The 15,696-nt window shown below is 63.3% G+C and carries 14 protein-coding genes; 8 read left to right on the top strand and 6 right to left on the bottom strand.

What is annotated here, in order from left to right; translation table 11 throughout:
• Positions 1-95 precede the first annotated feature (95 nt).
• Together AAHK20_RS15290 and AAHK20_RS15285 are read right to left on the bottom strand one after the other, a co-directional pair.
• Complete coding sequence (locus tag AAHK20_RS15290; protein ID WP_449182316.1) at positions 96-854, bottom strand: SDR family NAD(P)-dependent oxidoreductase; 759 nt, start codon at positions 852-854, stop codon at positions 96-98.
• Between the two features lie 294 nt (positions 855-1,148).
• The gene (locus AAHK20_RS15285; RefSeq protein WP_449182315.1) at positions 1,149-1,844 is read right to left on the bottom strand and encodes an HD domain-containing protein; all 696 of its coding nucleotides are present in this window, start codon (positions 1,842-1,844) and stop codon (positions 1,149-1,151) included.
• Positions 1,845-2,238: 394 nt separating this feature from the next.
• On the opposite strand from AAHK20_RS15285, the gene AAHK20_RS15280 reads away from it, so the two are divergent.
• Positions 2,239-2,709 carry a hypothetical protein gene (locus AAHK20_RS15280; protein WP_449182314.1) on the top strand — a complete coding sequence of 157 codons (471 nt, stop codon included), beginning with the start codon at positions 2,239-2,241 and terminating at the stop codon, positions 2,707-2,709.
• On the opposite strand, the gene AAHK20_RS15275 is transcribed toward AAHK20_RS15280, so the two are convergent.
• Positions 2,685-3,908 carry a PepSY-associated TM helix domain-containing protein gene (locus tag AAHK20_RS15275; RefSeq protein WP_449182313.1) on the bottom strand — a complete coding sequence of 408 codons (1,224 nt, stop codon included), beginning with the start codon at positions 3,906-3,908 and terminating at the stop codon, positions 2,685-2,687. The two genes, AAHK20_RS15280 and AAHK20_RS15275, sit on opposite strands and share 25 nt — an antisense overlap.
• Before the next feature lie 224 nt (positions 3,909-4,132).
• The gene (locus AAHK20_RS15270; RefSeq protein WP_449182312.1) at positions 4,133-4,444 is read right to left on the bottom strand and encodes a hypothetical protein; all 312 of its coding nucleotides are present in this window, start codon (positions 4,442-4,444) and stop codon (positions 4,133-4,135) included.
• A gap of 340 nt (positions 4,445-4,784) precedes the next feature.
• Between AAHK20_RS15270 and AAHK20_RS15265 the strand changes: the two genes are divergently transcribed.
• The 6 genes from AAHK20_RS15265 to AAHK20_RS15240 all read left to right on the top strand — a co-directional run bounded on the left by AAHK20_RS15265 (position 4,785) and on the right by AAHK20_RS15240 (position 10,238).
• Positions 4,785-5,624: a MipA/OmpV family protein gene (locus AAHK20_RS15265; RefSeq protein WP_449182311.1), complete on the top strand. Its 840-nt coding sequence runs from the start codon at positions 4,785-4,787 to the stop codon at positions 5,622-5,624.
• Between the two features lie 107 nt (positions 5,625-5,731).
• A complete protein-coding gene (gene phaZ, locus AAHK20_RS15260) occupies positions 5,732-6,940 on the top strand; it encodes a polyhydroxyalkanoate depolymerase (protein WP_449182310.1) in 1,209 nt (402 codons plus the stop codon).
• 237 nt (positions 6,941-7,177) lie between these two features.
• Entirely contained in the window at positions 7,178-7,324 is a 147-nt protein-coding gene (locus AAHK20_RS15255; protein ID WP_449182309.1) for a DUF3563 family protein, read from the top strand.
• 276 nt (positions 7,325-7,600) lie between these two features.
• Entirely contained in the window at positions 7,601-8,728 is a 1,128-nt protein-coding gene (locus AAHK20_RS15250; RefSeq protein ID WP_449182308.1) for an FAD-dependent oxidoreductase, read from the top strand.
• Positions 8,721-9,440 (top strand): HAD family hydrolase, encoded by a 720-nt coding sequence (locus tag AAHK20_RS15245; protein ID WP_449182307.1) that lies wholly within the window; start codon positions 8,721-8,723, stop codon positions 9,438-9,440. Before AAHK20_RS15250 ends, AAHK20_RS15245 begins: the two co-directional genes overlap by 8 nt.
• A gap of 123 nt (positions 9,441-9,563) precedes the next feature.
• Positions 9,564-10,238, top strand: a complete 675-nt coding sequence (locus tag AAHK20_RS15240) for a response regulator transcription factor (protein WP_449182306.1) — start codon at positions 9,564-9,566, stop codon at positions 10,236-10,238.
• Between the two features lie 20 nt (positions 10,239-10,258).
• Here AAHK20_RS15240 and AAHK20_RS15235 read toward each other — a convergent pair whose 3' ends face one another.
• Both AAHK20_RS15235 and AAHK20_RS15230 read right to left on the bottom strand, forming a co-directional pair.
• Positions 10,259-11,614, bottom strand: coding sequence for a sensor histidine kinase (locus AAHK20_RS15235; protein ID WP_449182305.1), 1,356 nt, complete (start codon positions 11,612-11,614; stop codon positions 10,259-10,261).
• Between the two features lie 42 nt (positions 11,615-11,656).
• On the bottom strand, positions 11,657-13,096 hold the full coding sequence (locus AAHK20_RS15230; protein ID WP_449182304.1) for an aminotransferase-like domain-containing protein: 1,440 nt from the start codon (positions 13,094-13,096) through the stop codon (positions 11,657-11,659).
• Positions 13,097-13,324: 228 nt separating this feature from the next.
• Between AAHK20_RS15230 and AAHK20_RS15225 the strand changes: the two genes are divergently transcribed.
• Positions 13,325-15,652, top strand: coding sequence for an FdhF/YdeP family oxidoreductase (locus AAHK20_RS15225; RefSeq protein ID WP_449182303.1), 2,328 nt, complete (start codon positions 13,325-13,327; stop codon positions 15,650-15,652).
• The last annotated feature ends 44 nt before the right edge of the window (positions 15,653-15,696 follow it).

The following is a 15,696-nucleotide window of genomic DNA, read 5'->3' as shown; positions in this document are numbered from 1 at the left end:
TTTTTTTGTTGTTCGAGTGGAACGCCGTCTGCGGGACAGGCGAAACGCTCTGCCCCGCGTTGTAGACGTTCGATGATGCGAGCGGCTGTGAATCGTCAACCTTGAACCGAGTACCCGCCGTCGACTGGGATTGCCACGCCGGTGATGAAATCGCACGCGTTCGAGCAGAGCGCGACCGCGATGCCCGCGAGATCGGCCGGACGTCCCCAGCGAGCCTGCGGCGTGCGCGACAGGATGCCGGCTTCGAGATCGGGAAAGAGCTTCTTCGCTTCCGCCGTGAGTTCGGTTTCGATCCAGCCCGGCAAGAGCGTGTTGACTTGTATGTTCAGATGCGCCCACTCGACGGCGAGCGCGCGGCCCAGTTGCACGATGCCGCCCTTGCTCGCCGCGTAACCGGCCGCATAAGTAGTACCGAATAGCGACAGCATCGAGCCGATATTTAAAATCTTTCCGCCCTTCGCTCGCACGAAGGCGTCATGCGCCGCTTGCGAGCAATAGAACGCACTGCTCAGATTCGTATCGATGATCTGATGCCACTCGGCCTGCGTGTAGTCCTCGGCGTCGCGCCGGATGTTCATGCCCGCGTTGTTCACCAGGATATCGAGGCGGCCGAAATGGGCCTCGACGTGCTCGACCATCTTTACGCATTGCTCACGATCGGTCACGTCGGCCTTGACGTAGAGGGCAGCGTCTTTGGATGCGCCCAGCGAGGCCAGCGCCGCTTCTCCGCGCGCTTCGTCGCGCCCGATCAGCGCGACCTTCGCGCCCGCTGCGATGAACCCTTTCGCAATGCCAAAGCCGATACCGCTGGTGCCGCCGGTGACGATCGCGATCTTGCCGGTGAGGTCGAACATAGTGTTTGGGCAATTCCATCCGTTGAGAGGGAGCCCATTGTATGAGGGCGCATTATGTTCTATGCATATCGAAATTATTTTTTAGCACAATTTTTTTGCATGCGGCCCATGCATTTTTATCTTGTTGCTGGATTCACGCTCCTTTCGACAAAACATTCATTTCGGAATCGAAACTGTTTATAAAAACAAGACAGCAAGGTCTATTCGGTTTTATGACTCGCGGATTGATTGATGCACAGCCATCGGGTGCCGCGATGGCTGCGCCGAGCTGCCCCCGGCAGCTTCGCCCCTACCCTAAGCCGCGCCCGATTCGTTGCACGCGCAACCAGCGTGATGAACATGGCTCTGGCTGTCGTCCCACGCGGAGCCCAGGATGATCTGGCAGAAGTTCAGCCGCTTGTATTCCGGATCGCGCAGCGCGAGCACGTCGGCCTTCACGTTGCCGAACGTCGTCTCGGGCTTTTTGATCGTGCCGTGTGCGAACGCGTCGATGATGCCGTTCTTGAAGTCCCGTTCGCGCGGATGCGCGGCGACGACTTGAATGCGCTGCTCGTCGGTGAACTCGTGATACGCGAGCCCGAGCACGTCCATCTCGACGCCGGCCGTCACGAGCGCCACCACCGGCTTCATATGCTCCGGCACGCCGGGCGTCGTATGCAGCGCGATCGACGCCCATACCTGCTCGATGTCGTATTCGTTCACGTTGTATTGCATGAGAAAGTCGCGCGCCGCGTTCGCGCCGTCGACTTCGAAGCGATTCGTCTTGCTGCTGTAGGCATCGACGAGCCCCATGTCATGGAACATCGCGCCGATGTACAGCAGCTCGGGATCGTAGTCGAGCTGCTTGCGCTCGCCCGCGAGCGCGCCGAACAGGAACACGCGGCGCGAGTGGTTGTACAAAAGGTCCGGTTCGGTGTCGCGCACCAGTTCGGTCGCGGCGCGCGCGAGCTGGCTGTCGGGGATCTTGATGCCGGCGATGGTCGTGGTCATGAGGTTCTCCAGGTCGGGTCGTATGAGTCGATCGGGGCGGCATGCTCGCGAACCAGGCTTTTGCCCGGAGTTCGCGACGCGCGCCGTTGAGATCGAGTGTCGGTTCACGCCCCGCTTCGGGCAATCGCCGCTGCCCGCCAAACCCTGCCAACCGCACGACGCCTTCTGCCATCGCTTGAATTTGCGTCGTTGCGTGCCCGTTGTGCGGGCATGTTCGGGCTTTCGCACTCCGCAGACGAATGTGTCATTTGCGGTAATCCCCGTAAGTCGTTAGCTCAACAAAAATGTCATTAAGCGGTGTTTTGTTGGCCGTATAGTTTGGATAGAACGCACGGGGACCAAGCAACGCAATCGCGGCATGGCACGCGCCTTCCTCAACGGAAGAAGCCCTTTTATGAACGAGCGCGAATTCGGCGAGCACACGGCCGAACATGCCGAGCGCGAGCACTCAGCCGCCCAAGACGCCAGCCATCTCAACGCGCCCAGCCGCCCGGCGCGCAGGCGTAGACGCGCGCGGCCGCTGGGCCCGATGACGCGCGCGCTCGTCGTCGGCGTGTGCGTCTGGTCGTTCGTCGTCATTCCATGGGAAGTGCACGGCAGCTTCGGCATCGCCCAAACGCTCGCGCTACTGTTTTCGAAGGCGCTGCTGGTTGTGCTCGTCGTCGGCACGTTGCGTGGCGTGCGCGGTGCGCGCCTGGTGTTCACGTTCGTGTGCGCCGTCAGCGTGATCGCGATCGGGCTCGACTTGCCGCTCGAATACAACGTGCTGCGAACCGGGTTCTATTTGTCGCTGGTCGATTGCACGCTCAAGTTTGCCGCCGCGCTCGCTCTCGTCTCGCACTACACGAGTCGCGACGGCGGCTGAAGCGCGCGGTCGGTCTTGCGTGACGCGCTGCGCCGCGCGCGCAGTTTTTTCAGCCAGATCACGAGCCCCGTCACGCTCAGGAGCGCGACCATCGCGCCCATGAAACTGACCGCAATCCGCCCCGCCACACCACCGATGCGGCCCGAATGCAGCGGGAACTGCGCCTCCATGAACAGATCGCCCGCGCTGCCGCGCCCCGGAATATTCGACGCGATGCGCTCACCCGTCGCCCCGTTCCAATAGAGCCAAGGATTGCCGAGCGGACTTTCGCCTTCGTCGCCGCCCGGCGCGAAGTAGCCGACGGCATACACATTGAGCGCCGACGCAAAGTAGATCGCCCCGGGCGCGGCGCCGATCTGCGCCGCGCGCCCCGCCTCTCGTGCCCGCTCGACGATGCGTTCGCGCGGCAGCGTGGCGCTGCCGGGCTCGGGCATCGGCAGCTTGCCGGGGTCGTAGAACGGCGACGGCGTGAGCGTCGAAAACAGCGACACGACCGGCCGCATCACCTGTGCCGACAGGTTCATCGAAATCGACGTGGTCGCGATGACGAGCAGCAGACCCCACACCCAAACGCCGCCCGAGCGGTGCAAGTCGAACGTGAGCGGGTAGCCGCCGCGCTTGACGCGAAACGCCAGCGACTTGCGCCACGACTTCGGGTTCGGAAACGCGAGCACCAACGCGATCAGGCTGTCGAACAGCCACACGATCGCGACGATGCCAAGCAGCCACACCCCGCTCGCCAAGCCGCCCGCCGTCCACGGCAGATACAGCGTGTAGTGAAACTGGTAGAGAAAGGGCATCAAATTGAGCCGCGACAACGACAGCGCGCCCCACTCCCGGCGCCCCTGGATCGCGCCCGTGGCCGGGTCGATCGCGAGCTGGTTGAAGCCTAGTTCGTACGGCGCGTTCGTCGCGGGATCGATCCTTCCCTCGACGCGCACTTGTAGCGCGCGCCCCGGTTCAACGCCAAGCGGCAAGTACGTCACGTGCACGCGCGGATCGGCCGTTTCGATGCGATCGGCCAATTCGAGCGGCGGCAACGCAGGTCCATGGCTGCGCGCGTGATAGAAACCGGGATTCAATGCGGCATCGAGTTCGTGGTCCCACGCGATAACGGCCCCCGTCAAGCCGGACAGGAACAGGAACAGTGCAATGCCGATTCCGAACCATCGGTGCAGTTTGACGAGCAGCGGTCTCATGGCGGCATCTTCTTGTTCTTGACGCCAAGCGGGCTGCTAAACGCCTGTTGTTGCCGATCCTCGAATCGGCTTCGCTTGAGCGATCACGGGTTGAATATCAAGCCGCAATCTTAATGAGAGTTATTCTCGTTTGCAACAGTATTGTAAGGTTCTGTTCGGCTCGAGCGATCTCGAAGCGGCGGCGCGCCCCCCTGCGCCACCGCGATTTCGTGGACTGCCCCGGCTCACACGCGATGGATACGAAACTCGCCCGCTAGCGCGGACGGCCCGCCTCGGTTCATCAGCCGCGCGAATTCCGATTCGATGCGCGACAGCGCGCGGCGTTTGGCGTCAGCGTCGAAACGCTCGAGATCGCGATACGCGTTCTCGTCGAACGAGACCGTCACCGTCGCCGGATGACCCGACGATTCAAAGCCGATATGCAACGTGCCGTTGGCGCGCTCTTCGATATGAAAGGGGATGGAACGCGATTCGAAATAGTGTCCCAGCGTGGCGGCGATGTCTTGCCAGTTGTCGCCCTGCGAAAGATTGCTCATCTAGCCCTCGTCATGGTGGTGAATTCATGCCGGTGCGTGGCCGGGCCGATCGACCGCAAAGGGGTCGGGTTTCGCGCTCTGCGCATGCCGATCCCCGAGTCGGCACATGACAGTGCAACAACCAGTTTAGAAAACGGGGGGAGCGGGTGCCAGTTTGTGTGGCCGCATGGCGTCGGCGGCAAGGCAGGCACAGGCATTGCATCAGCCGATGCCGATGTCCGCGTAGACGAACGGTCTATCGAATTGGCTTGCCGCACTGCGGCAACGTTACGTTATGCTGTGCAGCACCGCCTTGCCCCCCGCATCACGCAATCGATCGCGATCCATGAGGAGCCCATCGATGAACATGCGACCCGTGGCCGCCCTTGCCGTCTTCGGCGCGACGTCACCCATTGCCGCGTTCGCGCAGACGCCGTCGCCGCTCGCGGAGTGGCAGTACTCCGCAGGCATCACGCTCGAGCAGGTGTACGAGCCGCAGATGCCCGCGTGGCGCATCCGCGTCGGCCCCGGCATGGCGTTTCAGCCGCTCTATGACGGCTCCTCGCGCTACCGTGTGCTGGTCGGCCCGAGCATCGATATCCGCTACCGCAACCTGTTCTTTCTTTCGACGGGCGACGGCGCGGGCGTCAATTTCCTGCGCGGCCAAAACTGGCGTCTCGCCTTCGCCGTCACCTATGACCTTGGCCGCCGCGAGCAGACCGACTACGAGCATCTATACGGGCTCGGCAACATCAACCCGGCGCCCGCGCTGAAGCTGATGGGCGACTACGTGATCTCGAAGTCGTTCCCGCTCGACATCCGCGCCGATATCCGCCGCAACCTTGGCGGCGCCGACGGCTGGATCGGCGACATCGGCGCCTACCTGCCCCTGCCCGGCAGCTCGGAGACGTTCTTCTGGTTCGCGGGGCCGTCGGTGACGTTTGCGGATTCCACGTACATGAACAGCTGGTTCGGCGTGAACGCGACGCAGGCGGCGCACTCGGGCTATCCGCAATATCGGGCCTCGGCCGGCGTGAAATCCTACGGGCTCGGCGTCAGCGCGACGTGGCTGCCGGCCAAGCACTGGATCGTGAACGGCGAGACGGCGCTTCAGCAATTGGTCGGGTCCGCTGCCCATAGCCCGATTACGCAACGCGCGACGGGGGTCGTGCTTTCCGTGTCGGTCGATTACCAGTTCTGACGCGGCCGCACTCGCGCGGTGCAAAGCGAATCTTGCGAACGGGTTTTTTGCTGAGGAAAATAAGAGCTCGACGTCACTGTCATGACGTGCATAGGACCGGAACCGCCATGTGGTACGCATGGGTCGAAGCGCAACGCAACTTGATCCGCACAGCCGGCGCATGGGCCGCGTTCGGCGCGAGCGCTTGGGGCTCTTGGCCCGCGCTCCTCGGCTCGGACTGGCTCTCCACCCTGCTGCAACCCCAATCGGCCGAAGTGCCCCCGTTCGGCATCGCGTCGGTGACGATCGGCTCGCGCACGATACCGGTGGCCGAGCGCATCGCCGACAGCACGCCGTTCTGCGTGCTCCGGCACTTTGCGCGCGAGGCGGACAGCGTGCCCCGCACGCGCCGCCGCAAGGCGCCCGACATCCTGATCTGCGCGCCGCTTGCGGGACACCATGCGGTGATGCTGCGCGAGACCGTCGAAGCGCTGCTTCAAGACGGCGACGTCTATCTGACCGACTGGGTCGACGCCCGCGACGTGCCGCTTTCGGCCGGCGCTTTCGGCCTCGACGACTACGTGCTCCTCATCGAGCGCTTCCTGCGCAAGATCGGCCGCGAGCGCATTCATGTCGTCGCCGTGTGCCAAGCGGCCGTGCCCACGCTCGCCGCCCTTGCGCTCCTCGCAAGTGAGGGCGACGCCCCCGCCGCGAGCCTGACGCTGATGGGCGGCCCCATCGATACGCGCCTCAACCCGACCGGCCTCGCCCGCTTCGCGCAATCGCACAGCGTCGACTGGTTCCGCCGCACGCTCATCGATACGGTCCCGCCGCCCTACGCGGGCGCCGGCCGCCGCGTGTATCCGGGCTACTGCCAGCAGGCCGCCATCGCCGCGGCGTTCCCGCGCCACAAGTGGGAGCTCGAAGCGGACTACTGGTCGAGCCAGGCCGCGGCCGATGCCGAGGGCATCGCGCGCAGTCTCCGGCACATGGGCGAATACGCGGCCGTGCTCGACATGGACGAGCATTACTTTCTCGACACGCTGCAGGTGATCTTCCACGAACAGCAGTTGGCGCGCGGCACGTGGCAGGTCGACGGGCGCGAGGTGCGTCCTCAGGCGCTGTCGTCGATTGCGCTATGCACCGTGGAGGGCACGCACGACACCGTCACCGGTGCGCAGCAGACGCATGCGGCACAAGCGCTGTGCAGCGGTGTTACCGACAACCAGCGCCTAGGGCTCACGATTGCCGACTGCGATCACTACGGCCTGTTCATGGGCCCACGTTGGCGCAACGAGATCCATCCGGCTGTCACACGCTTTTGGCAGAAAGCGTAAATACTTTCGGAACGCTTTCCTTCCCCGCCGCATTCCTCAGATCACTCGACCTCACTCTCCTCATTCTTGGCTAATTCCCGGTCCGTACGATTCATCTTCATCGACGAGCCGAGCGCCACCGAAACACCAGCAAGCTCTCAGCACTCATGCGCTAGTGCCCGTTGTTAGATCCGTCGCGGCTGCAAGAACGCACACCTCACGCACGCCACGCCTTCAATCGAATTAATGGAGCACACCATGTTTGCATTCCTTCTTCATCATCTCGGCCAATTCTTTGAACGCGCGGAACGCCGCCGCCGCGACGACTACCTGGCGTCGTCGTCCGATCACGCCGACCTCGAACGCCGCATGCGCGAGGTCGATTCGAAAGGCTATCCGTTTTAACGAATAACGGGCCCTGTCCCCAACAAACGCGTTGAAACGGCGCGACATACTTTTCCAACAGACTAATTCGGCGGGTCCTTTTATAGTCCACCCATCGCCACGACGCATTAAGCGATGTGGCCGAACTCTGAAGGAAAACCTTGAGCACGAAATCATTCGTTATCCGAATCGATAGTGAATGATTTTCGTGATCGATCGGATGAGACCGAAATCGCAAGCCGCCCTGAACCTGAACACGGCTTGGCTTTGCACTATCGAGAGGAGATGGAAACCGTCATGAATTACGACTACGTCATTATCGGCACCGGCATCCAAGCGCTGGTTCTTTTGGACAGAATGCGCGCGCTCGGCTTGAACGTCTGCTGCGTCGAACCCGAAACGCACAGCGGCGAAGGCCAGGCGCACCGCTTGCCGTTCTATATCCACCGCGGGCACTTCTACGCCGATCGCGAATTGACGGGCCAGCTTCGCGACACTTACCCGAGCTGGCAAAACATGATTCGGCGGCTCGGCGTGCGGGTTCGCTCGACCGAGTCCTATGTCGGCTTCGTCGACGACAGCAGCCGCTGGACAAAAACCTGGGACGCGCTCGACATCCCCTATACCCAGACCTCGGCCAAGACCGGCCTGTTGAGCGGACATCGCCTGAAGGAAGTGTTTTCGTTCCCGCACATGCTGTTCGACGGCCGCGAACTCGTCGCCAAGCTGCGCCAGGCGAATCGCGACTTGCTCCGCTGCGGCACGATCCGGCACATCAGCCGTTGCTGGCAGGGATATCGCCTCTTTGCGGGCGACCAGTTGATCACCGCACAGAAGCTCATCGTCTGCGCCGGGAGCAATACGTCCATAGTGTTGAGCGGCATTCCCGACGTGGACGCCAGCGTGACGACGCAAACGCGCGTGTGCCAAGTGCTCACGATGCGCGGCGCCGTCGCCAACGGCAGCATCGTAGTGCCCGACGCGCAGATGTCGATCGCGCCGCAATACGCGGCGGACGGCTCGACGGTGCTGCTGTACACGCACGGCGCGAACCCGCTCAGGACCGAAAAGAACCATCGCATCGATATCGAGCGGCTCGAACTGCAGCTCGATACGCTGCGCGCGACGCTGCCGGGCTTGGCTGAAACCGGACGGGTGCGAGGCATCTACACGACGCTCGAAACCGAAAGCGCCGCATTCGGCAGGGGCGCGCGCGGCAGCCGCAGCTTCGTCGACGAAGTCGCCGAAGACGTGCTGTGCGTGTTGCCCGGCAAGCCGTCGTTCGCGATGAATGCGTCGGACCAGCTCCTCGCGCGCCTGAACCTCGGACGCAAACGCGAAGTGGAATCCACGCCCGCGCAGATCGCCCCGCATTACTTTGCCCCCCGCATCCAACACGCTTTTGAAGGAGTTCAACATGCATAACGTCTACATCGGACTGGACCGCACCGGCACCATCGAGCTTCCCGGGCTGCCGCCGCCCGCCGAGCTCGGCGAGCGTCTGCACGAACTGCAGGACGACGGCGCCCGGCTCTTCGTCGCGTCCGGCAAGAGCTATGACGTCCTGCGCCACCTGTGCGCTGAACTGAAGCTGACGCCGTGGATGTATTGCTGCGAAAACGGCGGGCACATCGTGGTTCCGGAAAGCGGGTTCGAATACGTCGCCCCCAAGAGCCGCGACCTCGAATACTTCGCCCGCTCGCTCGACCTGATGGATCTGCCGCCGGGCAAGCCGGAAGTCAAACGCACGATCTGGTCGAGAACGTTTGGCAAGGAAGTGCACGACGCCAAGGACATCATCGCGCGCTTCATCTGGCGCCACGATCTCGCGCTGAACGTCTACGTGCATCCGGAGCGCGACGGTGCGATCGACGTCATACCGATGACGATCGATAAGGCCAACCTCGTGCGCTACTTGCCGCCCGCCGCCGTCATTCACTACTTCGGCGACAGCGACAACGATCTCGGCATCATGCGGCACGTACGCGTCACGCCGCACACCGTATCGAACGCCAAGCCGGCGGTCAGAGCGTGTGTGGCGCGGCGCAATGGCTACATCTCCGAGTTGCCGGCAGGTGTAGGTGTCGCGGAAATGCTGGAGCGGCTCAGCCACCGGCTAGGCAGCGCTCACGTCTGACTAAAAGGGGCCTCGCGAAGGCCCCTTTCGTGTCTCCACGCAGGAGGTCGGTCAACTATGATTAATGTCGCGTCCCCCGGAGCGCACACGACATTTCACTACCGGCTATTCCGCGCACGAATCATGAGAGTCCTGCTGGTTGAAGACGATCTGCAAATCGGACAGAGCCTGCTGCGCGCGCTGAAAGACGCGAACTACAGCGTCGATTGGGTGCGCGACGGCACGGCGGGCCGGCACGCGCTGGAAGCCGCGGAATACACGGTCGTGCTGCTCGATCTCGGCTTGCCCGGCATGAGCGGCATCGACGTGCTCAGGGCGGCGCGCGCCGCCGGCAATCGCGTGCCGGTGCTGATCCTGACCGCGCAGGACGCCTTGGATACGCGCGTCGAGGGCCTCGATCTCGGCGCTGACGACTACGTGCTCAAGCCGTTCCAAGTGCCCGAACTACTCGCGCGCATCCGCGCGGTGCTGCGGCGCAAAGCGGGCTACGCGGTATCCCGTCTGGGCGACGACGCGCTCGCGCTCGATCTCGACAAACGCACGCTGACTTGCAACGGCGTCACGTCGGTGCTGTCCGCGAAGGAATTCGCGTTGATGCACGCCTTTCTCGAGCGCCCCGGCACGATCCTGTCGCGCGATCAGCTCGAAGACCGTCTGTATGGCTGGGGAAAGGAAGTCGAAAGCAATGCGATCGACGTCATCATCCACTCGGTGCGCAAGAAGTTCGGCGGAGCGGTCATCACGAATGTGCGCGGCCTCGGCTGGACGGTGATGCTCAGCAACTCGCCGAAGTGCTGACAGGCGCCCTCAAGCACCGCTCAAGCACGCGTCGACTCCAAGGTTCGAGCCTGCGCCGCTTCCTGCGCTGCCTGACGAAAACTGATCGAGGCGACGATCCCCGTTTGACCATCGTTGCGATTGCGCAGCGTCGTCGTCCCGCCGTACTTGTTCGCGATCGCCTTGACGATCGATAGCCCGAGCCCGCTGCCTTCGATATCGAAGTTGGCGCGGAAAAACCGGTCGAACACGCGCGGCAGCAAATCTTCGGCGATGCCCGGCCCCGTATCCGTCACTTCGACCCACACCAGATCGTCGCGCACCTGCAGGCTCAAATCGATCTTGCCGCCATCGGGCGTGTAGCGGATCGCGTTGCTCACGAGGTTTCTGAGCGCCACGCCGACATCCGCCTTGGTCGCCTGCACGAAAGCGCTCGTCATTTCCTCGGCGCCGATGTCGATGTTGCGCGCCGCCGCAATCGGCAGCACTTCCGCGACCGCGTCGACGACGACCGTCGAGACGTCCACCCGTTCGAGCGCGCCCGCTTCCAGCGACGCGTCCGCCCGCGCCAGCCGCAACAGCTGCGATATCACGCTGCCGCTGCGCGCAATACCCTTGCGCAGTTCCTGGAAGCGCTCCTGGTTGCCCGGTGCAATGTCGCGCTGCAAGTTGTCGGCTTGCAATTGAAGCGCCGTCAGCGGCGTTCTGAGTTCATGCGCGGCATCCGAGATGAACTTGCGCTCGACCTCTATCGAGCGGGCGAGCCGCCGGATCATGCGGTTGATCGAATCGATGAACGGCAGCAGTTCGAGCGGCACGCCGGACGTCGGCAGCGATTGCAGATTGCCGGCGTCGATCGATTGCACTTCGGCGCCGAGCCGGGTCAAGCGATCAAACGAGCGATCGACGACCACGACCACGGCGAAGCAGACGAGCGGCACGAGAATCGCGATCGGCCACAGCGTATTGAGCGCCTGCTCTTCGGCCAGCTCGTGGCGCACCCTCGAGCGCTGAGCGACTTGGATGACGAGCGACGCTTCGCGCAGCGTATAGATACGCCAGTCCTCCCCGCCGACCACGTTGGTGACGAAGCCGGAGGGCGCGTCGCGCGGCAGTCTGAGCGCCGGATCGGTCGAGCGGTACGGCGCGTCCGCATCGCCCTTCCAGATGGTCACGACGATATCGCGCGGCGGCTGCGAGCCGCGCGACGGGAAAGCCGGGAGCGCCTCGATATAGCCGTTGCGCATCCGGTTCGCGACTTGTTCGAGGCGCAGATCGAGCAGCGCGCGCATGCCCTCTTCCGACAACCTGAACGAGCTGATGCCCTGGACCACGCCCACCACCGTGACCAAAATGCAAAGCGCGAGGACGAGCCGGTTTCTTAGCGAGTGGGTCATAGTCGGACCTGGGCGAGCGTTGGAACCAACGTCGCTTTGATTCTAGGCGCGGCTCACCTGCATGCAAGCCGCCACGAGCTTGCCGAGCGTGATCAAGGCCCCTTCGATTTCGGGCGACCACGTGTAGCTGTAGTTCAGGCGGATGAAATTGCGGTAGCTGTTCGTCGCCGAGAACATATAGCCAGGGCCGATCGTGATGCCGTTTTCGAGCGCGAGCTGGTAGAGGCGCATCGAATCGACTGCCGGCGGCAGCTCCACCCAGAGGACGTAACCGCCCATCGGGTGCGAGGTCCGCGTGCCCTCCGGAAAAAAGCGTTTGACGGCGGCCATCATCAGGTTCGCCTGTTGCTCGTACACCTTGCGCACGCGCCGCAAGTGATGCTCGTAGCCGTCGTTCTTCAGGTACTCGGCGATGGCGAGCTGGGGAATGGACGGGGTGGTCAGCGTATTGAGGAATTTGAGCTTTTCGACCTGCTCGTGAAAGCGCCCGGCCATCGCCCAGCCGATACGGTAAGCCGAAGTCAGGCTCTTCGAAAACGAGGCGCAGTGCAGCACGAGCCCGTTCGTATCGAATGATTTCAACGAACGCGGATGCGATTCGCCGAAATAGAGTTCGTTGTAAACATCGCTCTCGATCACCGGCACGTTGTGTCGCGCGAGCAGTTCGACCAGTTCCCGCTTCTTCTCGTCGGGCATCTGAAAACCGAGCGGATTCTGGAAATTCGGCATCACCATGCACGCCGCGATGCGTTCGTTGTCGAGAATCGTCGCGAGCGCGCCGAGATCGATGCCTTCGCTCGGGTGCGTCGCGACCTCGATCGCCCGCATGCCCATCCGTTCGATCGCGTGCAGCATCGCGTAGTAGGTCGGCGACTCGACCGCCACTGTGTCGCCCGGTTTCGCGACCGCCTGCAAGCAGAGATTGATCGCCTCGGTCGCGCCGACCGTCACGACGATCTCGTTCGGATCGACCGGCTCGCCGTGTTCCAGATAGCGCCGCGCGATTTGGCGGATCAGTTCGGGGTTGCCGGGCGGCAGCTCGTCGGCGACGCCCCATTGCGACTTGCGGCGCACGATCGCCGCGCCGTAGCGGCTGATTTTGTCGGATGGAAACAGCTTCGGATCGGGGTAAGGCGACCCGAGCGGGATCGCCGAGCCGCTGCCGATGGAGCGCAGCGTCGACAGCACGAGGCGGCTCACGTCGACCTGCGCCGACACGGCAATCGGCTTTGACGTCCGCAGCCCGGTCTCGACGTGACCGCCCGCGACGCTCGCCGGCAGCCGCACGAAGTACCCCGATTGCGGACGGCTCTCGATCAGCCCCTTGCTTTCGAGCAGCAGATACGCGTTGAGCACCGTCGTGATGCTGATTCTCCGATGCTGGCTCGTCTGCCGGATCGAAGGGATGCGATCGCCGTGGCGAAACACGCCTTGCGCAATCTGATCCTCGATCTCGTTTGCCAGCCTTTCGTAAAGCTTCACTTCGTTCCCCATCGAGCGCCATTGCGTCCCAGCGCCATGCGCCTTGACGACTCCACCGCCGTTAGCCAATCGAAAGCATTGGGAGCACAGTTCGCAAACGGCAGCGATCGTATCAGAACTGTACTCCTCCACTCGTTGCGCATGTGTGCGCTCTGCGCGTCATCAAAGGCTCTTAAAGTTGCGCTAAATCAATCTTGCAACGCCGCTTTGCTGTTAGGAGCACACACCGTGGACAAACCCAACAAGCCCCAAGGACGCATCGAGCCCTACCATCACCCCGCCGCAGGCTGGGGTGCGGTCAAGCAAGTCGCGATCAATCTGATCAAGGAGAGAGTCGCGGGCGGCAACTACAAGACCCTCTTCAAGCAGAACCAGCCCGACGGCTTCGATTGCCCGGGCTGCGCGTGGCCGGACAAGCAGCATGCCTCGACCTTCGAGTTCTGCGAGAACGGCGTGAAGGCGGTCGCGGCCGAGGCGACATCCAAGCGCGTCACGCCTGCGTTTTTCGCCGGGCACACCGTCGACGCGCTGATGAAGGAAACCGACTACGAGCTCGAGCAGCACGGCCGCCTGACGGACCCGCTGGTCTACAACGCCCTCACCGACAAGTACGAGCCGATCGCCTGGGACGCCGCGTTCGCGCTGATCGCGAAGCATTTGAAGGCTCTCGACGATCCCAACGAGGCCGCGTTCTACACCTCGGGCCGCGCGAGCAACGAAGCCGCTTTCCTCTATCAACTGTTCGTGCGGATGTACGGGACCAACAACTTCCCCGACTGCTCGAACATGTGCCACGAGGCGACGAGCCGCGGCTTGCCGACCACGGTCGGCATCGGCAAGGGCACCGTGACGCTCGACGACTTCGAGCACTGCGACACGATCATGATCTTCGGCCAGAACCCGGCGACGAACCATCCGCGCATGCTCGGCGAGCTGCGCGAATGCGCGAAGCGCGGCGCGCGGATCGTCTCGATCAACCCGCTGCGCGAGCGCGGCCTCCAGCGCTTCGCCGATCCGCAAAGCCCGGTCGAGATGCTGACGATGTCGAGCACGAAGATCGCGACCACGTTCATTCAGCCGAAGCTCGGCGGCGACTTCGCGCTGCTCAAGGGCGTCGCCAAGCGCGTGCTCGAACTCGACGATGAAGCGCTACGAGCCGGCACGGAACGCGTGCTCGACGTCGACTTCATCGGCGCGCACACCTGGGGCTTCGACGCGTTCGCCGCCGACCTGCGCGCGGAAAGCTGGCCGGCGCTCGAAGCGGAATCGGGCGTCGCGCGCGAGGACATCGAAAACCTCGCGCGCATCTATGCCACCGGCAAGCGCGTGATTGCAACGTGGGGCATGGGCATCACGCAGCACAAGAACTCGGTGCAGACCGTGCACATGCTGTCGAACCTGATGATGATGCGCGGCAATATCGGCCGCGAAGGCGCGGGCCTGTGCCCGGTTCGCGGCCACTCGAACGTGCAGGGCAACCGCACCGTCGGCATCGAAGAAAAACCGACGCAGGCGTTTCTGGACCGTCTCGGCAAAGTCTTCGATTTCGAGCCGCCGCGCGAACACGGGTACGACGTGGTCGAAACGATCGAAGCGATGCTCGAAGGCCATATCAAGGTGTTCATCGGCTTGGGCGGCAATTTCTCGATCGCGACGCCCGATACGCCGCGCACCTGGGATGCGCTGCGCGCGTGCGACCTGACGGTGCACATCACGACCAAACTCAACCGCAGCCATCTGGTGCATGGCAAGGACGCGCTGATCCTGCCGACGCTCGGCCGCACCGAAATCGACCTCCAAGGCGGCGTCGCGCAGGGCGTGACCGTCGAGGACTCGATGAGCATGGTGCACGTCTCGTACGGCATGAACACGCCAGCGTCGAAGAATTTGATGTCGGAGACGGCGATCGTCGCGAACATCGCACATGCGACGCTCGGCAGCGGCAAGGTCGATTGGCTCGGCTACGCGCTCGATTACTCGCGCGTACGCGATGCGATCGAGCAAACGATCGAGGGCTTCGACAACTACAACGAACGCATCGGACACCCCGGCGGGTTTCATCTGCGCGTCGCATCGCGCGAGCGCGATTGGAAGACCACGACCGGCCGCGCGAACTTCGTCGTGCACCGAATCGAGGAAGACACGCCGATACGCCGTGCAAAAAAGCTTCACGGCGAACGCGTGATGACGCTGATGACGACCCGCTCGCACGACCAATACAACACGACGATCTACGCGCTCGACGACCGCTATCGCGGCGTGTTCGGCCAGCGCCGCGTCGTGTTCATCAACGCGGCGGATCTCGAGATGCTCGGTTTCCAGCACGGCGACTGGGTCGATATGACGACGGTGTGGGACGACGGCATCGAGCGCCGCGCCGATTCGTTCCTGCTCGTCGAATATGACATTCCGCGCGGCTGCATCGGGTCGTACTATCCGGAGACGAATCCGCTCGTGCCGCTTTCGAGCGTCGGCGACGTGTGCAATACGCCGACCTCGAAGTCGATTCCCGTGCTGCTGCACAAGTCGGCGCCGGCCGCCAACGTGGCGGCATAACTCAACCGCCCGGAGGATGCGCGCCGCACGCGGCGCGCAATCGC

It is taken from the genome of Trinickia camelliae, from assembly GCF_053525655.1.
Note: the sequence above shows the minus strand (reverse complement) of the source record. Positions and strands in the feature narration are given on the sequence as shown.